Source organism: Paenibacillus sp. 2KB_20 (assembly GCF_052115765.1).
Taxonomy (GTDB): domain Bacteria; phylum Bacillota; class Bacilli; order Paenibacillales; family Paenibacillaceae; genus Paenibacillus_AQ.
In genome coordinates, this window is sequence record NZ_JBFRHH010000001.1 from 976,867 (window position 1) to 995,512 (window position 18,646).

The following is an 18,646-nucleotide window of genomic DNA, read 5'->3' on the forward strand; positions in this document are numbered from 1 at the left end:
TAATAAATGCTGGACATAGAACTTTCAGGTTTCTTCCTGAATTTCACTTGCCCTTTCAACACTCTTACATCTGATGTAAGATGTTACACACTTATAGTAAGGGTGACAGCATCCTGCATAATATTTCGGCTGATTTCTGCCATCTTCCGCGCTGACGAAACCTCTCCGCATCAATCTGCCTGCTCTGTTTGAGATCCTCCTTAAAATCCGCAACCAACTGTTCTATCGGCAGTTGATCAAACAGTACGGCTGTCAGCTCAAAATTACAGAAGAAACTCCGCATATCCATATTCGCCGTACCGACCGAACCGAGAAGTTCGTCCACAATGAGCACCTTGGCATGGATGAATCCTTTTTCATACTCGTAGAAGGTAACTCCAGCTGCCAGTAACTCTTCTACGTAGGACAAGCTTGCCATCTTCACAAAACGGGAATCGGCACGATCCGGAATAATGATCCGTACATCCACACCGCTCACCGCTGCCGTCTTCAGCGCCTCATATATCCCGTCATCGGGAATGAAATACGGCGTTGTGATCCATATCCGTTCCTTGGCTACGGAAATCGCCCCGAAGCACATCTCCTGAATGGCATTCCAGCTCAGATCCGGTCCGCTGCTCAAAATTTGTATTTGCTCATCCCCGGTGCATTGATGCTCCGGGAACAGCCCGAAATCCGCAATACGCTCCCCGGAAGCAAGCTTCCAGTCATGCAGAAACACATTTTGCAGGAAATAGACTGCATCCCCTTTTACTTCCAGATGCGTATCGCGCCAGTAGCCCATTTTCGGATATTCGCCCAGATAGTCGTCCCCGACGTTAATCCCGCCAAGAAAACCGATCGTGCCATCCACTACAACGATTTTACGGTGATTCCGGTAATTGATTCTGCGGCTGAACATCGAAACCATGGCGGGCAGGAAGAAATAGAACTCCACTCCCGATTCCTTAAACCGCTGAATGAACGTTTTCTTGAGTTTGTAACTGCCAAGCCCGTCACAAACCAGACGTACCTTGACGCCTTCCTGCGCCTTTCGAATCATGACATCCTGAAACTTCGTGCCGATCCGGTCATGACGAAAGATATAGAACTCCACATGAATATGATCTTTGGCCTGCTCCATCGCGCTCAGCATGGCAGCGTAAGTCTCTTTCCCATCCGTCAACACTCGGCTCTGATTACACCCTGTAATCGGACTCTCCGACAAGTGATTAAGCAGATTGAACAAACGATCATTGTGATGAAATCCGGCATTGTTCATATCTTCCTTGTGCCGAACAACGGCGGCCCGATCCCATAGGTGCCCCCTGAGTTCCTGAAACAGTCTGGAGCCCCGCTTGCGAATCTTCAACCGCTTCTGATAGTCCCTCGCCACAAAGAAATAGAGTACAAACCCGATCAATGGGAGGCAAAATAAAATAAACAGCCAGGCCACGGCCTTGGACGGATTCCGAAACTCCAGCAACAGCACTGCAACCATCTGCAAAATAAAAGTAATAAGTGCAACCAGAAGCCATACCATATCGACAGCCTCCTCAGCATGAATAATAGTCGTATTTAGAACCGAATAACTACACTACATCATTGACCAATTCCATACGTATTTATTCAATTACCCAATGACGCACCATACTGAATAAGTTCTCTTATCTAATAATTGTTGACATGTTCTTCGAGAGAATAGAATACATACTAGATAAGGAGCTGGCCAAGTCTAGCGGGTACCATAATTCATAAATGATGTATGGAAGGGAGATGCCATGAAAACCACACACCGTAAACAACGCTTAACCCTGCTGGTGCTTCGGGATGCCCAGCATTCAGTCAAACAGATCCATCTGTCCAAGCCTCTAATGATAGCGGTGCCCGCGGCCGCTATTTTGTCCATCGCCGGACTGATCGTTTCCCTGCAGATCCAGTCGGCCCAAACGATCTCAGGGCTGGAACAGCAGCTGATGCTCAGAAGCCTTGAGGCCTTAAAGATGGAAGTGACGGTCACCGACAAGGAGGAAGCCATAGAACGCTTAAACAAAGCCATCATTCAGCTGTCGGGTGAAGCAGAGCAAACGAAGGTCCAGATGGAGCGCGTTCAGCAGCTGGAGCAGGAGCTTCAGCAGTTTATTCAGAAGCACGGCAGCTTGTCAGGACAGACCTCCTCCATCACAGCTGAGGATAAGCAGCATGTCGGAGGGGAATTCATTGCCGTTCATGAGAATGAAATGTTAAGTCTGGCAAGGGAGACCCATGATGATTTTGAGGAGATTCAGCAGTTGATTTCTAGCATGGAGCAACATATTCCGCGTACGCTGGATCAAGCCCAGGAAACCCAAGAGAAACGTGAAGGCACACCCTCTCTATGGCCGACCACATCTAAACGGCTGACATCAAATTTCGGTTATCGGGGCGACCCTTTTACCGGGCGTTCGGCCTATCATGCCGGCATCGATATTGCCGGTAAAACCGGTGATCCGATCTATGCCGCCGGTGCCGGTGAGGTAACGGCAGCGGAACGCGGCGGAGCCCGGGGGCTTTATATCGTGGTCAAACATCCGAATGGTCTGGAGACCTGGTACATGCATCTGGACAGTCTTGCCGTATCGGTAGGCGATCACGTCGATCAAGGTGAAACCATTGGCAAGCTGGGATCCTCCGGGCGAAGCACAGGCCCCCATCTTCATTTTCAGGTCGTCAAAAACAACCAGACGATTAACCCTTTGCCTTATCTGCAGTAAGCACCATCCATTCATGATGAGGAGGAATGTAATATGAAAAAGAAAAACAAGAACAAGCGGGCTGCCCAGCGAACAGATACGCTGATTGGACCAGGCAGTGAAGTTGAGGGCGCGCTGCAATGCGAGGATAACCTGCGGATTGACGGCCGCTTCAACGGTTCCATCGAAAGCCAAGGCTGTGTAACTATCGGCGAAGAAGCGATTGCCCGCTCCAATATCTCCGCTCGGGAAGTTATCGTGGCCGGCAAGGTGTATGGCGATGTGACGGCGGAAAACAAACTGACCATCACACCTACGGGACAGATGTACGGGGATGTTTATGCCGCTTCCCTGATCGTTATGGAAGGCGGACTCCTCAATGGAGCAAGCCGAATGGAGCATCAAACCTCGACTCAAGAAGCTGCGGAGTCAACGGACACCACACTGCCGCTTCAGCGCTCGGAAGCAGGTTAACCTGGCGTATGGACGACCACCCGAACCCGGCAGTTTTATATCGCTCGGCCCGGTCTTTCAGCCGACATAATCAAAGAGCCCCTTTCCATCCATGTGATTCACAGGGGTAGAAGGAGCTCTTTTCTTAACCATAAATTAAGCTGCAACGTCTCTCTTCGTAAAGGCCAACCAAGAGATAAGCATGAACAACAAGCAATAAACAACCAGAATCGTGATGGAGAAACCCAGCCCCGCTCCTCCCGGTCCGACAGGCGATTGGATATAGCCGCTTAGGTCGATGTGGAGAAAGAGTAAATACTTCGCCCATTCAAACCGCTCCGGATTAAAGATAAAACCGAAAATATCCTTGGTGAACAAGAGCATCAGCGATAATCCAATCGCCAGACCGCCAGAACGAAACACCGTAGAGAGCATAAACGCAATTAACGAGATGACCAGCGCCTGGATCGTATCGGTCAACAGGAGAAGCAGCGAGTTGTTCATCGATGATCCCGCGAATCCGTCCGATAATCCGGTGTTGCCGGAAAACAACAGCAGCGACATAGCGATCCCTGCCACGGCCGTAATTCCCGCACAGAGCAGACCGAATAGAATCAGGGATGTGAATTTGGACAACAGAATCTTCCCTCGGCTCCACGGCCGGATCAGCAGCAATTTGATGGTGCCTCCGGCAAACTCCCCGGCCACGATATCCGCAGCGATAATTACCGTAAATATCGTACTTAGGTAGATGGTGAAACTCTCCGTCCATGTAAATACGGTCCAGACATCCATCGGAGCATTCGTATAGTACAGCATGATAGGCATGGCCGCATTAAACAAGAGGAGAATCGCCAGCATGACCCATGTCCTTACGCGATAGTAAATTTTCATATTCTCATTGGCAACAAGACGGGTAAAGTTATTCAACAACGGATCCCCCTCCCGTCATTTCCAAAAATTGATCCTCTAGCGAACGGGTCACCGGCTGAATGGCATATACGCGTATGCCTGCCCCAACCAATGCCGCGTTGATATCCGCAATCATATTCTCGTCGCCGCGAACAATGATTCGGTGATCGCGGGCTGACGCTTGATATTCCTGGAGCAGCGCTGCCGCTGCATCCGCATCATTGACGGTAAATGCGGTCTCTTCAAACACCCGCTCTCCCTCAGCCGTCCGCAGCTGACGGATATCAATCAGCTTACCGTGACGTATAATGCCAACGGTATCACACATCAGTTCCATTTCAGACAGCAAATGACTGGAGACGAATACGGTCGTCCCTTCCTCCTGCGTCAATCTGCGCAAATAATCACGCAGCTCCCGAATGCCCTGCGGGTCCAAGCCATTCGTAGGCTCGTCCAGGATCAGAAGCTTCGGCCGGTGCAGCAGTGCCTGTGCCACGCCAAGCCGTTGGCGCATCCCCAGCGAATAGGTCTGCACTTTCTCATGAATCCGATTCCCGAGACCGACAAGTTCCACGACCTCATCGATACGTTCTTTGGTAATGCCCTGCATCATACGCGCAAAATGCTTCAGATTGTTATAACCAGACAAAAATTTATACATCTCAGGGTTCTCGACAATCGCCCCAATCTGAGCGGCTGCCTGTTCATAATTCTTCCGTATGCTGTAACCCCCGATGGTAATATCCCCTTGGGTAATGGACATCAGCCCGACCATCATGCGAATGGTCGTTGTCTTGCCTGCTCCGTTCGGCCCAAGAAATCCGAAGATTTGTCCAGGGGGGATATCTAAAGTCACATGATCTACCAAAACCTTGGACGAGATTTTCTTCGTAACCCCGAGCAGTCTTACCAGCGGTTCCTGTTTCATGTAATCTATTCTCCTTTGCCCTTGTATCATGTCAATCTCCACAATTATACAATACTAGGGCAAAGGACAAAATTGTTGAAATGCATGACCCCTACACTGCATAGGAATGGAGCCGTCTACTTGTAATGCACCAACAAAGCCGATTGACACTCCTTGCAGACTCCCGCCGGAACATTATGCTTATAGAAGCCGGTTTTATACAAGTTGTGGCATTGGGTGATGGGAAGCATCCGACAGCAACTGACGCAATACATCATCACTTCTTTCATCCCGTCATCTCCTCTTTCGGGATTGATGCATCTATTCTATGCACAGAATGATACATAATGTATCCACAATAAAAATTCTATATAAATTGTTACTCTTTGTCAAACGTAAATAAATCAAATCATGTTAAGACTATAGGACCTGAAATGTCTATTATATTAGAAGGTTAAAGATACATTTTTTTCTAAATTTTAAATAATTGCTACAATATGTATTGACGATAGACCGAAATTAAGATACATTTTGTATCATATTAGATGTTTTTATATGAATGTATGTTTGCTCTAAATTAATGGAACTTGTAGAGAGGTGAGTATAAATGTCATATGGATCTCGCATTGCAAAATTGCGGGAGCAAAATGGTTGGACCCAAGAAGAGCTATCCGAACGTATTGGAATCAGTCGGGCTTCTTTATCACATTATGAAAAGGATCGCCGAGAACCAAATCTGGAAACGCTAACAAGATTAGCGGACGTATTTCAAACCACGATTGATCAAATCATTGGAAGATAGTCTGTTCAATCCCCCTACTCAAAAAACAATCAAAATAACCTAAAACTTCGTTATTCTCCTTCACACACAAAACCCCCTCTACTCAAAAAGGGGGTTTTGTGTTACGAGTCATTCCATATACGCTCTTAAAGTAGACGTTATCTTGTCTCTTTCTTGATCACCGACGATATAATACCAAATTCCATTCATTTTTTGACCATGGCCAGCAATTTCAACCTGTTCAACCTTTTTCAGTTTTTGACGGTACTCTGTTACAAACATCTTCATCTCTTCAAACGAAATATCCGTTTTGACACTGCTCCCAATGTTATCCAGAAGTGATTCCAATTTAAACACAGTCGAAATCCTTATTAACTTATTTAAGATCCCTTTCAGAACTTCCCGTTGCCTTGTATTTCTACCTAAGTCTCCCTTAGGATCTTCAAAGCGCATACGCGAGAATGCCAGTGCTTCATCACCGTTTAAGTTCAACTTCCCCTCATCAAACTCATAGCCAGCATATGCGAACCCCATATTGTTATTTACGGTGACTCCACCCAATGAATCTACAATGCTGGAGAAGCCCTCCATGTCTACTTTAATGTAGTAATCGATAGGGTATTGCAAAAAATTCTCGACGCTGCTGACCGACATCTCAACGCCTCCAAAGGCATAGGCATGATTGATTTTATCCACCGTTCCATGTCCTACAATATCAGTCCTCGTATCACGTGGGATATTAAAAATCAGTACTGACCCCTTTGCAGGGTTTACTGCCATTAATATCATGACGTCGGATCGCCCACGATCATAGGGCCTTTGGTCTACGCCCAAAACCAGAACAGTAAATGGATCAGCGTCCCTCATATTTTTATCACCGACCTGAATTGTCGTCCGATCCTGTACGAAGGTTGGGACTACAGGCGAAGGCTCCCGTTCTTCGTAAATCCGATTAGCTGTCGATTTAATGGATTGATACGTATACAGAAGATACGCAGAAGGCAGCAGTATAAGAATAGCTAGAAGCCACAGGACCCATTTCCTTCTCATTTTCATCCAGTGATGCCCTCCATTGCATTGACCTTATCCTGTTCCGTTAAAGGTCAATGTTGAATCATTAAATACGTTGAATTCATAGTGAACAAGGGTCAGGGGATAAAGAACTCGCAGAAATATGTATCGAGGAGGTTTCATGATTACAATGAACTAGATATACAACTCCAATTCAAGATTGAATATAAATCTACATATGAAATCATATAAACATGTTCATTTATAGTAGGAGAAAAACAACGATATTCTAAACCCATCCCACATCATGCACAAGGATTTAAGGTAAAAGAACTAATGACCAAGCAACATAAATATAGTAGAATATCAATAAACCATGATAATGATTCATCGTGAATACCTGTTCGCTGCAGGCTATCCATGAATTACGTTTCAGTTATAGAGACTCATTTTATTCGACTCGCTGTGACCGAACATCATTCGGTTCAACATACCCACGATACGGGTCTTTTTATCGCCATCTGTATAGAATTCCGTATGATACAATTGGCGTCCATAAAAGAGTCCCCTTGATTCAATGTGGCCTGAAAGCAGAATATGATCCACATTATCATCAATTTCGTAACCCAATATAACATTAGAATGAATCGGTATTTCCCAAGGGCATAGGAATACAAGACCACTTGGCAGCAACTCAAGCGGTGTAACGGAATGACTTTTCCCATGAATGGTTAATTCCCCGATCTGCATGACTCTAATCCTTACTGTAATTTGGTGTTGCCGTTCTCGTAACATTGGAGGTAACTCATCCGCTCCTTATTATAATTTTTTGGTATGGGACATTTCTGCACTGGATAAAATGATACTAACTGTACCCAAACCTTTACATTGCAGATACAATATGTATCTTATTAATGTTTATAATACGATACATATTGTATCTAGTCAATAAAAAGTAGTCTTTTTATGTATATAATAAACCGGCAATTTCAACTTATAGATCTATTCAATTAACTTCTATAGATACAAGCCATTCGAAAGGGGGATCAATGCGTGAACTACGGAGAACGAATATCTGAATTACGTGAACAGCATGGGTGGACTCAGGAAGAGCTCGCTACCTCTGTCGGTATTACACGTGCTGCACTATCCCATTATGAAAAAAATCGGCGCAAGCCCGATTTCGAAACATTGACCCGCCTGGCAGATCTGTTTGACGTATCCATAGATTATCTGATCGGGAGAACGACACAGGAAAAGACGGTGCTTGATGCGGAGGTTCGATCGTTTGTGGACGGACTTGAACTATCCGATGAGGATTTATTGGAACGCTTTAACCTTACAGTGGACGGCCGCAAGCTCACTGAAGATGAAGCCAAGCGATTTATTGCATTTGTTCGCATGGAACGGGCCATGAAATAACGGCTTTACGCCCAAGAACTACAAATCCCCGACGTGTAGGATACTACTATCACAACATGTCGGGGATTTTCTCGTCACCATGAGACCCTATCTAATCTTTTCGTAATTCCTCCATTTGCAGCCATTTATCAGGATGGATTCCCAATTGAGTCATGAGCTTATTGATGTCGATGTTCGTTTTCTGTTGGTCAAGCCGCTGCTCGGTGCTTCCGGAGCCTCTCTCCTTGTCCACACTCATTTCCACAACTACCTCGCTTATCTATAATTTCCTCTCCATCCCAGCTGCTCATACTTGTTGAAATTACATGTATACAGCAACAACCTATTAAACAACTTACTTACCAATATTATAACCAACGAATCCACATGATGCTGTCGTCTTATGGAGCCTTTGTCCTATGCTTCCGGTTCTAATTTTGTCGAATTTTCTTTTGAAATATTTTGTTGAAAATACAAATTTCTTAATAAGACTCATCGTAACTTATTTATATATGAAAAAAAACCACATTGCATTCATTAAAGAACACAATATGGTTTCTAATATCATAACATCAGATGTTAGTTCCCTGTACGAGCCAATTCTTTCATATTCGCCTCAAAAGCGGCGAGGAGTGCAGCTTCACCCGCCAGGCCTTGGTCTTGAGCCTTCTCGATATGCAGCAGCATGCGCTTGTAATCTTTCGGAATAATACGGACAAAGCGGCTGAGCGCCTGATCCCAATCTCCTAGAATTTGCTGTGCCGGCACACTGCCGGTGTACTGCTCATGCTGCTGGATAAGATGATGGAGTGCTTCCGCTTCTACTGTTTCCTCCACACGCTCAAGGAGTACCATCTCCAGATTGCAGCGATCCACAAAAGTTCCTTCAGGATCATAGACGTAGGCTACACCGCCAGACATCCCGGCCGCGAAGTTGCGTCCGGTTTCGCCGAGCACGACTACCCGGCCGCCGGTCATGTATTCACAGCCATGATCGCCAACGCCTTCAACCACAATGTTCGCACCCGAGTTGCGAACGGCAAAGCGCTCACCGGCAATGCCTCTTACGTAGGCTTCACCGCCTGTAGCACCATAGAACGCGGTATTACCGGCAATAATGTTCTCCTCGGCTTTGAAGGTTGCTTTTGGCGAAGGCTTCACGATCAGCTTGCCGCCGGAAAGGCCTTTACCGATATAGTCATTCGCATCCCCTTCCACCGTCAGCGTCATCCCTTTCGGCACAAAGGCACCAAAGCTCTGGCCTGCGGAACCCACGAAGTTAAATTGAATCGTGTCTTCAGGCAGTCCGGCAGCGCCGTATTTGCGCGTGACTTCACTGCCCAGTATGGTACCCACTGCACGATCCACGTTTGTGATTGGGAACGTTCCTTCCACCGCTGCACCCGATTCCAATGTAGGCGCAGCGCTGCTGAGCAGTGAACGCATATCCAGCGTTTCTTCCAGGCCATGATTCTGTCTTTGACTGCGATAGCGAGTGCTGCCTGCCGGAAGCTCCGGCGTATACAGCAATGCGGAGATATCCACGCCTTTCTTCTTCCAGTGATGATCCGCTTTGACGGCATCCAGGCAATCGGTACGTCCAATCATCTCATTAATGGTGCGGAAACCAAGCTCTGCCATCAACTCGCGCATGTCTTGAGCGACAAAGCGCATGAAGTTGGCAACATGCTCCGGATCTCCTGTAAAGTTCTTACGCAGCTCTGGATTCTGCGTGGCTACGCCAACCGGACAGGTATCCATTTGGCAGACACGCATCATGATACATCCGACGGCAACCAATGGTGCCGTAGAGAAGCCATACTCTTCGGCCCCAAGCAGAGCCGCTACCACCAAGTCGCGTCCGTTCAGCATTTTGCCATCCGTCTCAAGCACAACGCGGTCACGCAGATTGTTCATGATGAGTGTCTGATGGGTCTCGGCAAGGCCAAGCTCCCAAGGCATACCCGCATGTCGGATCGAGCCTTGCGGCGAAGCCCCCGTTCCACCATCGTAACCACTGACCAGAATAATGTCCGCGCGGCCCTTCGCAACACCTGCAGCGATCGTCCCCACACCTACCTCGGATACAAGCTTCACGTTGATATCCGCACGCGGGTTGGAGTTCTTCAGGTCGTAAATAAGCTCCGCCAAATCTTCAATGGAGTAGATATCATGATGCGGCGGCGGCGAAATCAGGCCAACACCTGGCGTCGAACCACGAACCTCGGCTACCCAAGGATATACTTTACGGCCCGGCAACTGTCCACCTTCACCCGGCTTCGCGCCCTGCGCCATCTTAATCTGGATTTCGTCCGCATTCACCAGGTAGTTGGAGGTTACGCCGAAACGTCCCGAGGCCACCTGCTTGATGGCGCTGCGGCGGGAGTCGCCATTGGCCTCCGGGATGAAACGTGCCGGATCCTCTCCGCCTTCACCCGTGTTGCTCTTGCCGCCGATGCGGTTCATCCCGATCGCAATACTCTCATGCGCTTCCTTGCTGATCGAGCCGAATGACATCGCGCCCGTTTTGAATCGGCGCATAATGGATTCTACGGATTCAACCTCATCCAGTGGTACTGGTTCGCCGGCTGGCTTGATTTCGAGCAGTGAGCGCAGCGTAAGATGCTGCTCATTCTCCCCTTTCACAAGCTCTGCATATTTTTTATAAGTTGCATAGTCATTGGTTCGGACAGCCTGCTGCAGCAAATGGATGGTTCTCGGGTTGAACAAATGCTCTTCCCCGTCAGCTCTCCATTGATATTCGCCGGCTGAATCCAGCGCTTTATCGTTCCCATCCTTATCGGTAAAGGCACGCTCGTGATGGGCCAAAGTTTCCTTGGCCACTTCTTCCAGCCCAATGCCCCCGATACGGGATGGCGTCCGCGTGAAATAGCTTTCTACGAAATCTTCTTTGAGGCCGACAGCCTCAAAGATTTGGGCCCCGCGATAAGATTGGATCGTGGAGATCCCCATTTTCGACAACACTTTGACAACGCTCTTGTTTGCCGCTTTAATGTAATTCTTCACGGCTTTCTCATGCGAGATCCCGCGAAGCATGCCTTCCGCAATCATGTCATCCAGTGTTTCGAACGCCAGATACGGATTGACCGCACTCACGCCGTAACCCAGCAGCAGGGCATAATGATGCACTTCACGAGGCTCACCGGATTCAAGCAGGATCGCCACCTTGGTCCGGGTTCCCTGACGGATCAGGTGATGATGGAGAGATGAAACGGCAAGCAGCGATGGAATTGCAGCATTGTCTTTATCCACGCCGCGGTCCGACAAGATCAAGATGTTATGGCCCTTGGCAATGACCCGGTCCGCTGCCTCGCAAAGGGTTTCGATTGCTTGACGAAGCCCATCTGCACCTTCCGCTGCCGGGAAGAAAATCGGAATGGTCATGGATTTGAAGCCGGGACGACGAATGTGGCGCAGCTTGGCAAAATCTTCGTTCGAAAGCACCGGCGAATCCAGACGGATGTGACGGCAGCTTTCGGGCTCAGGCTTCAGCAGGTTACGCTCCGGACCGATCGTTGTTGCGGTTGAAGTGACCAGTTCTTCACGAATCGCATCAATCGGCGGGTTCGTCACCTGGGCGAACATCTGCTTGAAGTAGTTGAACAGCCGTTGCGGACGATCGGACAACACCGCGAGCGGTGCATCATATCCCATGGATGCAACAGCTTCCGCACCCGTGATCGCCATCGGCTCGATTACTTTGCGCAGCTCCTCATACGTATAACCGAAGGCTTGTTGCAGCTGACGTACATTTTCATGCTTTGGATCCGGCAGTTCCGGTGGTTCAGGAAGATCATGAAGCTCTACCAGATGCTCATCCAGCCATTCAGAGTACGGAAGTTCAGCGGCGATACTCGCTTTGACTTCTTCATCGGAGATGATCCGGCCTTCCTGCGTGTCAACGAGCAGCATCCGGCCAGGACGCAAGCGGTCCTTATACAGCACATTTTCCGGCGGAATATCCAGTACGCCCGCTTCGGAGGACAGAATGATCAGATCATCCTTCGTTACATAATAACGGGATGGACGCAGTCCGTTCCGGTCCAGGGTAGCCCCGATCTGCACACCGTCCGTGAACGCCATTGCGGCCGGGCCGTCCCATGGCTCCATCAGGGTGCTGTGGTATTCGTAGAATGCTTTTTTGGTCTTATCCATACTCTCATGGTTGCTCCACGGCTCAGGGACCATCATCATGGCCACATGCGGCAGGGAACGACCGCTGAGATACAGGAATTCAAATGTATTATCGAACATACCGGTATCGGATCCGTCCGGATTGATGACAGGTTTAACCTTCTCCAGATCGCTTCCGAACAGTTCATGCTCAAACAGTGATTGACGGGCGTGCATCCAGTTGACATTCCCGCGCAGCGTGTTGATCTCGCCGTTGTGAATCATGAAGCGGTACGGATGCGCACGTTCCCAGCTTGGGAAAGTGTTCGTACTGAAGCGGGAGTGAATCAGCGCGATAGCGGATTCCAATCCTTCTTCCTGCAGGTCCAAGTAAAATTCCCCCACCTGCTCCGTCGTTAACATGCCTTTGTATACGATTTTCCGACAGGAAAGGCTGGACACATAGAAGCTATCGCCTTCGGGCTTGCCGCTATAACGGATAGCCAGCTCGGCCCGACGGCGGATGACATACAGCTTGCGCTCGAACGAGAGATCATCCTGAATGTCGGCGCTTCGTCCTATGAACACTTGGCGAACATACGGCTTTGCCGCTTTTGCTGATTTACCCAGCATTTCATCATGGGTTGGGACATCACGGAATCCAAGCAGGGTCTGACCTTCTTCAGCAATAATCGAAGCCAACTGGTCTTCATGGGCCAAACGGACAGCAGGATCATGGGATAGGAACAGCATGCCGGCACCATAATGCCCGGCTTCCGGAAGCTCAAAGCCCAGTTTCGCAGCTTCGGAAGAGAAGAAAGAGTGAGGAATTTGCAGCATAATCCCAGCACCGTCACCGGAGTTCGGCTCGCTGCCCTGACCGCCGCGATGCTCCATATTAGCAAGCATGGTAAGCGCGCTGCTAACGATTTCATGGGATGGCTTACCCTTGATATGGGCAACAAAACCCATACCGCAAGCATCTTTTTCAAACTGCGGATCATAGAGGCCCTGTTTCTGGGGAAAATCAGTATGTTTCATAAGATGCAACCTTTCTTTGTATAGAATAAAATGCTGCTGATCAATAACAGAAAACATAAAGTGCGTGTTCAAAAAGGTCGGTTTTCAGCACCGAGAAGATTGGATGAAGCTAGGGACGTGAGGAGTGGAGCGTACGTTTTTGGTACGTGAGCACCGGAAGGCCCGGCTGAATTCAAGATTCGATGCCGAGTGGCTTCCTGATTCACTTCGTGATCAAAAGCGGACTTTTTGAGCAACCTCTTAAAGGTTGGACATCAATCCTCTCCTGCAGTGAACACACTGTCACGAGGCGATGCAGTATTGTGCAAAAGCGGCAAGGGGTAACATTTACCTAACACGTAAGATTTATTAGTTCTATATATTTTAGCACCGTCATACAGTGCAGGCAATTCAAAGTTTTTATGAATTTGATAAGAATTGTTTTTATGAGAGTTATCACAATACACTGTTAAAACTTATGTAGAATAGTGCAAAAAAACATGCAAATAAAACATTCCGAACAGGCGGTTTTGTTCACCTTCTCTCATTTCCACACAACCATCCGCTCAGATTTACACTTCACCTTCATATTCGAAAGGGGCCTTTTCTTCTTTTAAAACACCCTCCCGCTCCCAACATCTCTTCAAAAAAAAAGACTTCCCCGAGATCTGATCGATCTTCGGGGAAGTCCTCTTCCTTCATATAATAGCTATCTTACTTATGCAGTCAACGCTGTATCGGTGTCTGCTGCTTTCTTGCTGTTTCGAGTAGCCAGGAAGTACACAGCGGTCAGTGCCAGGAATACGAGACCGAATCCGGCCAGTACACCCACATTGGCCCACATGCCGTCGAAGCTTCCTGTGGAAATGACGTCCTTGTATCCTTTTACGCTGTAAGTCATCGGCAGAAGCGGATTCAATGCTTTCATCCAGTTCGGAATCAGCTCTACCGGGAACGTGCCTGCGCTTGTTGTCAATTGGAGGATCAGGATAACGATGACGACGAAGCGTCCAGGCTGATCCAGCCATGTTACGAACATTTGCACCAGGAACATGAACGATAAGCTTGTAATGATGGAGAAGAGATAGAAGAGCGGAACGCTCTGTACCTCAAGCTTCAATCCGTACAGCATGACGACCGCTGCCAGCAGCGCTTGAATCAATCCCATACCGGCAAAGGAGAGCGTACGGCTGACAAACCGGTTCCAGCCCGATGCATTCGGTACCGATGCACTGCGGATTGGCATAATAATTGTACAGAGCAGGGCTCCGACAAACAAACCGAGCGACAGGAAGTATGGTGCGAATCCCGTACCGTAGTTCGGCACTTCGTTCACTTTGTGCTCTTCAACCTGTACCGGACCGGCAAACATGGTGACCGTTTCATCGGTTGTTTTGATATCGCCTGTCTTGTCGGCAGCCTCGTTCAGCTTGCCTGCAAGCTCTCCGCTGCCTTCCTTCAATTCATTCATTCCGTTTACCAGCTCACCAGCTCCGGAATCCAGCTTCTTCGAGCCGTCGGCAAGCGTTGTAACACCACTTCCGAGCTTGCCTGCTCCTCCAGCTAGCTGCTGCGTCCCTTGCGAAAGGGTCGCTGCGCCGCTTGCGAGCTGTTTACCGCCAGCTGCCGCTTCGCTCAGCTTCGTGCCGAACAGCTTCATGCCGTCAGCCAATTGCTTTTGGCCAGCGTTCAGCTGTTTGGCACCAGCCAGCAGCTCTTGACCGCCAGCTGCGAGCTGTTTGCCGCCTTCAGCCAGCTGGTTCGCTCCTGCGCTCAGCTTGCCAGCGCCTTCCTGCAGCTGCAGCGTGCCTTGATTCAACTCGGCTGCGCCTTGTGCCAACTGTTTCTGGCCGGCATTCAACCCGCTTGTGCCAGTGGCAACAGATTGGCTCACAGCCAGCAGCTGCTGAACCTCCGGACTTTGCGCCAGCTCCGGATTGCTCTCAGCCAGCTTCTTCAATCCGTCTGCAACAGCTTTAGCACCTTGCTCCAAGGAAGCCGTAGCCTCCAGCGATTGATTCAGTCCGGCTTTCAGACTGCTGCTGCCATCATGAGCGCTTTTCGCGCCTGCTGCAAGCTGGGAAGCCCCTGCCTGGTTGGCTTGCAAGCCGTTATTCAGAGTGGTACTGCCCGCTGCGGCAGATTCAATTCCCGCTTGAAGCTTCGCACCACCCTTGCTCGCTTCCTCAGCTCCCGCTTGCAGCTTGTTGTGACCCGCTTTGAGCTGATCTAAGCCGGAAGCGAGGGTGCCCGCTCCTGTATTCAACTTGCCTGCACCGTTATTCAGTTCCTGCACGCCTTTGGTCAAAGGTGCGATTCCATCCTGAAGCTCCTGTGTGCCACTGACAAGTTTAGCCAGGTTTTCCTTCAGCTTCACGGCGCCATCATCGAGTTTCACGGCACCTTCGGATATCTTGTTCGCGCCGTCTCCCGCTTCGCTCAAGCCATCGGATACTTTGGCTACTTGATCGAACAGGGTTTCCGTATAGGCTTCCGTCACTTTCGCGGACACCTTGGCCTGAATCTGCTTCACCGCAGATCCACCGATCTGAGCTGCCAGGAAGTTGTACCCTTCATTCGGCTCAAACACGATTTGCGCAGGCTGCGGATGTTCATCCATTAAAGTTGTCGCCTGCTGTGAGAAATTCTCGGGAATGCTGATGGTCATGTAGTATTTGTTATCCTTCATGCCCTGCTCAGCTTCTTGCCGATCAACGAATTGCCAATTAAAATCTTTTCCCTTCTTCAGCTCGGCAACCAAATCCTCGCCAGCGTGAAGCGTCTTTTCTTCAAAAACAGCGCCCTGGTCATTATTGACGACCGCAACGGGCAAATCCTCCATCTTTCCGTACGGGTCCCAAAAGGCCCCGAGAAACATACCGCTATACATGACCGGTATGAACAGCACCGCGATGATCGGAATCAGTATTTTTTTATTCCGAACGGCAGCGCCAAGATCTTTTCCAAATACAGATAATGACTTCATCCAGTCTCTCTCCTTTTTTTCTCTAGATAACCAGCCGACATGAATCTGCATTCTCGCAGATCACATTCCAGTACATAATGACCAATATCCTCATCCAGTCAATTCGGGCCAAAAAAAACGATCCCTGGCAAGGAAGACGATCCCTCAAGCCTAGAGAGTCCGCCTTCCTCATCACGAAGGAGGTTCTTGCATCCTTCTTATGAAGTGGCCTTCAACCCGTTAGCCAGGAACACCATCATATATTCCTTGATCTGTTCCTTGCTCAGCGGCTTGTGAAGCTGATTAAAGTCCGTCGTGAGCGCAACATACAGCTTCAGCATCACGAAGGATACCACTTGAGCATCCAGGGGCTTGAGCTCACCGATTGAGATGGCCTGCTCCACAATCCCCTCGAGATACCCGACGATTCCGTTCTCCACCTTCGTCAACCCTTCATGTGCCTTCGGCGTGCCGATATCCCGGACTTCTTGCGATAGCTTAATGAACAGCTCATGCTCGCTTCGGAATTCAAGCAGCGCATCCAGCACCCGATACAGATTGTCGAAGAAATCTCTGTCCTTCTGGATCTCGCGCTCGGCAATACGTTTCATCTCCATAATGGCCGACAGCAAAATCTCGTCAAACAGTTCATCCTTATTCGTGAAAAACGTGTAAATCGTACCTTTCCCTACATTCGCAATCTTCGCCACCTGTTCCATCGTCGTCGCTTTATATCCGAACAAAGCAAACGACTTGGAGGCAGCATCTAGCACCTGCTTCCGACGGTCCACAGCTGACATGCTTACCCCTCCTTCTTGATCTTTTAAATTTGGCCTTCATTCCAAAACTGACCAAAATACTTTTTCGGTCATTCGGTCAAAAATCACTTTACCAGATAATCGGATTCATTGCAATATCTTTTCGTTAAATTTTTTAATATTTTATATGCAGGGTTCAAATCTGATCATGACGTCTAAGGTAAGGGTACACTCTGACTCCTAGCCGTAAAATAATTGAAATGCTTTTCCCTTTCGCGCGTATACTTATGATGCATACTCTTTTTTTTCGCGCCGCTCTTCAAAAAATGATTCCTGTTTTGTAAGATAGAGGGAGAAAGAAGTAGGTGAAACCATGCGATATACAAGAGTGCTCCTCTTTTCCGAGGGTTTCGGCACAGGACATACGCAAGCAGCGTATGCGCTGGCTGAAGGTATACAACGGATGAACCCCGGCATCCACTGCCGTGTCATTGAGCTCGGCAATTTTTTAAATCCAACCGTGGGGCCGTTAATTTTATCCGCTTATCGAAAAACCGTCAGCACCCGCCCGCGCCTTGTCGGCATGCTGTACCGTTCGCAATATAAGAAATCGTTAAACCGATTGACGCGGCTCGCGCTGCATCGGATATTCTATGCGCAGGCCCAGCAGGTGATCGAGCAGCTGAAACCGGATCTCATCATATGTACCCACCCCTTTCCTAACGCTGTGGTCTCCCGCCTGAAGCGTCAGGGGCTTGAGGTTCCGCTCTATACGCTGATTACCGACTATGATGCCCATGGCACCTGGGTCAATCCGGAAGTGGATGAATATCTCGTATCAACACCTCATGTGAAACAGCTGCTGCTGCTGCGGGACATTCAGCCCGAATACATTCATGTGACCGGTATTCCGGTGCATCCCAAGTTCTGGGAAAGGGGTAATCGAGAAGCGCTTCAAGCCGAGCTTCAACTGAAGAACATGCCAACCGTGCTGATTATGGGGGGCGGTTGGGGTCTCGTATTCAACAAGGAGCTGCTCAGCAAGCTGGCCAGCAGGGCCGACGATATCCAGCTGGTCTTCTGTATGGGACAGAACGAGAAGCTGGTTGCCAGCATGCGCGAAGACCCGATCTTTCAGCATCCCAACATTCATGTTCTCGGTTATCGTGACGATATACATAAACTTATGGAAGTATCCGATTTGCTCATTACGAAGCCAGGCGGGATGACGTGTACAGAGGGAGCTGCCAAGGGAATTCCTATGCTGTTCTATGAGCCTATTCCGGGACAGGAAGAAGTGAATTCCCATTTCTTTGTCAGCGAAGGCTATGCGGAAATTCTGGACTCTCCTGCCGTGATCGACAAATGGCTGAACCTGCTGTCCGATCATTATGATCAGGTAAGTAAGAAACGTAGCGGAGCAGGCCGGCGTCGCATACCGCATCTGGAGCCCGACCACTGTGCCAGCCAGGTGATGGGATTGCTGACCGAAGGACATATGCCCGGTAATCGGGAAGATCCCGTCAAACTGTTTGCGGACCAGCCCTAATATCTATAGCATGATTCTATGATTCCCGCTTTTGAACTTTTACC

Annotated in this window: 13 protein-coding genes and 1 pseudogene; 5 read left to right on the top strand and 9 right to left on the bottom strand. The window is 48.9% G+C overall.

What is annotated here, in order from left to right:
• Positions 1-91: 91 nt before the first annotated feature.
• Positions 92-1,522, bottom strand: a complete 1,431-nt coding sequence (gene cls / locus AB4124_RS04595; RefSeq protein WP_441971374.1) for a cardiolipin synthase — start codon at positions 1,520-1,522, stop codon at positions 92-94.
• A 238-nt stretch (positions 1,523-1,760) separates the two neighbouring features.
• Here cls and AB4124_RS04600 point away from each other — a divergent pair, with 238 nt between their 5' ends.
• On the top strand, positions 1,761-2,732 hold the full coding sequence (locus AB4124_RS04600; protein WP_379407238.1) for a M23 family metallopeptidase: 972 nt from the start codon (positions 1,761-1,763) through the stop codon (positions 2,730-2,732).
• A gap of 33 nt (positions 2,733-2,765) precedes the next feature.
• Positions 2,766-3,185, top strand: coding sequence for a bactofilin family protein (locus AB4124_RS04605; RefSeq protein WP_441971376.1), 420 nt, complete (start codon positions 2,766-2,768; stop codon positions 3,183-3,185).
• A 135-nt stretch (positions 3,186-3,320) separates the two neighbouring features.
• On the opposite strand, the gene AB4124_RS04610 is transcribed toward AB4124_RS04605, so the two are convergent.
• Together AB4124_RS04610 and AB4124_RS04615 are read right to left on the bottom strand one after the other, a co-directional pair.
• On the bottom strand, positions 3,321-4,097 hold the full coding sequence (locus AB4124_RS04610) for an ABC transporter permease (protein WP_441971378.1): 777 nt from the start codon (positions 4,095-4,097) through the stop codon (positions 3,321-3,323).
• A complete protein-coding gene (locus tag AB4124_RS04615; protein ID WP_076324733.1) occupies positions 4,087-5,004 on the bottom strand; it encodes an ABC transporter ATP-binding protein in 918 nt (305 codons plus the stop codon). The genes AB4124_RS04610 and AB4124_RS04615 overlap by 11 nt, the downstream gene beginning before the upstream one ends.
• 586 nt (positions 5,005-5,590) lie before the next feature.
• Here AB4124_RS04615 and AB4124_RS04620 point away from each other — a divergent pair.
• Positions 5,591-5,782: pseudogene (locus AB4124_RS04620) on the top strand (helix-turn-helix domain-containing protein); the annotation flags it as partial.
• 111 nt (positions 5,783-5,893) lie between these two features.
• On the opposite strand, the gene AB4124_RS04625 reads toward AB4124_RS04620, so the two are convergent.
• Both AB4124_RS04625 and AB4124_RS04630 read right to left on the bottom strand, forming a co-directional pair.
• Positions 5,894-6,820 (bottom strand): LCP family glycopolymer transferase, encoded by a 927-nt coding sequence (locus AB4124_RS04625; RefSeq protein ID WP_441971380.1) that lies wholly within the window; start codon positions 6,818-6,820, stop codon positions 5,894-5,896.
• A gap of 387 nt (positions 6,821-7,207) precedes the next feature.
• The gene (locus AB4124_RS04630; protein WP_215157799.1) at positions 7,208-7,525 is read right to left on the bottom strand and encodes a hypothetical protein; all 318 of its coding nucleotides are present in this window, start codon (positions 7,523-7,525) and stop codon (positions 7,208-7,210) included.
• A gap of 303 nt (positions 7,526-7,828) precedes the next feature.
• Here AB4124_RS04630 and AB4124_RS04635 point away from each other — a divergent pair, with 303 nt between their 5' ends.
• On the top strand, positions 7,829-8,197 hold the full coding sequence (locus AB4124_RS04635) for a helix-turn-helix domain-containing protein (protein WP_076324736.1): 369 nt from the start codon (positions 7,829-7,831) through the stop codon (positions 8,195-8,197).
• A 91-nt stretch (positions 8,198-8,288) separates the two neighbouring features.
• Here the strand turns inward: AB4124_RS04635 and AB4124_RS04640 are convergent, their stop codons facing one another.
• The 4 genes from AB4124_RS04640 to AB4124_RS04655 form a co-directional block, all read right to left on the bottom strand.
• Positions 8,289-8,435 carry a hypothetical protein gene (locus AB4124_RS04640; protein WP_179090689.1) on the bottom strand — a complete coding sequence of 49 codons (147 nt, stop codon included), beginning with the start codon at positions 8,433-8,435 and terminating at the stop codon, positions 8,289-8,291.
• 320 nt (positions 8,436-8,755) lie between these two features.
• Positions 8,756-13,351 (bottom strand): glutamate synthase large subunit, encoded by a 4,596-nt coding sequence (gene gltB, locus AB4124_RS04645; RefSeq protein WP_441971383.1) that lies wholly within the window; start codon positions 13,349-13,351, stop codon positions 8,756-8,758.
• Positions 13,352-14,048: 697 nt separating this feature from the next.
• Complete coding sequence (locus tag AB4124_RS04650) at positions 14,049-16,316, bottom strand: YhgE/Pip family protein (RefSeq protein ID WP_430136301.1); 2,268 nt, start codon at positions 16,314-16,316, stop codon at positions 14,049-14,051.
• Between the two features lie 197 nt (positions 16,317-16,513).
• Positions 16,514-17,095: a TetR/AcrR family transcriptional regulator gene (locus tag AB4124_RS04655; RefSeq protein ID WP_076324739.1), complete on the bottom strand. Its 582-nt coding sequence runs from the start codon at positions 17,093-17,095 to the stop codon at positions 16,514-16,516.
• 331 nt (positions 17,096-17,426) lie between these two features.
• On the opposite strand from AB4124_RS04655, the gene AB4124_RS04660 reads away from it, so the two are divergent.
• A complete protein-coding gene (locus AB4124_RS04660) occupies positions 17,427-18,602 on the top strand; it encodes an MGDG synthase family glycosyltransferase (protein WP_430183286.1) in 1,176 nt (391 codons plus the stop codon).
• Positions 18,603-18,646: the final 44 nt, after the last annotated feature.

Excerpts from the sequence above, each read along its gene's own strand:
- AB4124_RS04625 (WP_441971380.1), bottom strand. The coding sequence starts at position 6,820 with ATGAAAATGAGAAGGAAATGGGTCCTGTGGCTTCTAGCTATTCTTATA.
- AB4124_RS04655 (WP_076324739.1), bottom strand. The coding sequence starts at position 17,095 with ATGTCAGCTGTGGACCGTCGGAAGCAGGTGCTAGATGCTGCCTCCAAG.
- cls (WP_441971374.1), bottom strand. The coding sequence starts at position 1,522 with ATGGTATGGCTTCTGGTTGCACTTATTACTTTTATTTTGCAGATGGTT.
- AB4124_RS04660 (WP_430183286.1), top strand. The coding sequence starts at position 17,427 with ATGCGATATACAAGAGTGCTCCTCTTTTCCGAGGGTTTCGGCACAGGA.
- AB4124_RS04640 (WP_179090689.1), bottom strand. The coding sequence starts at position 8,435 with ATGAGTGTGGACAAGGAGAGAGGCTCCGGAAGCACCGAGCAGCGGCTT.
- AB4124_RS04615 (WP_076324733.1), bottom strand. The coding sequence starts at position 5,004 with ATGAAACAGGAACCGCTGGTAAGACTGCTCGGGGTTACGAAGAAAATC.
- AB4124_RS04605 (WP_441971376.1), top strand. The coding sequence starts at position 2,766 with ATGAAAAAGAAAAACAAGAACAAGCGGGCTGCCCAGCGAACAGATACG.
- AB4124_RS04630 (WP_215157799.1), bottom strand. The coding sequence starts at position 7,525 with ATGCAGATCGGGGAATTAACCATTCATGGGAAAAGTCATTCCGTTACA.
- gltB (WP_441971383.1), bottom strand. The coding sequence starts at position 13,351 with ATGAAACATACTGATTTTCCCCAGAAACAGGGCCTCTATGATCCGCAG.
- AB4124_RS04650 (WP_430136301.1), bottom strand. The coding sequence starts at position 16,316 with ATGAAGTCATTATCTGTATTTGGAAAAGATCTTGGCGCTGCCGTTCGG.
- AB4124_RS04600 (WP_379407238.1), top strand. The coding sequence starts at position 1,761 with ATGAAAACCACACACCGTAAACAACGCTTAACCCTGCTGGTGCTTCGG.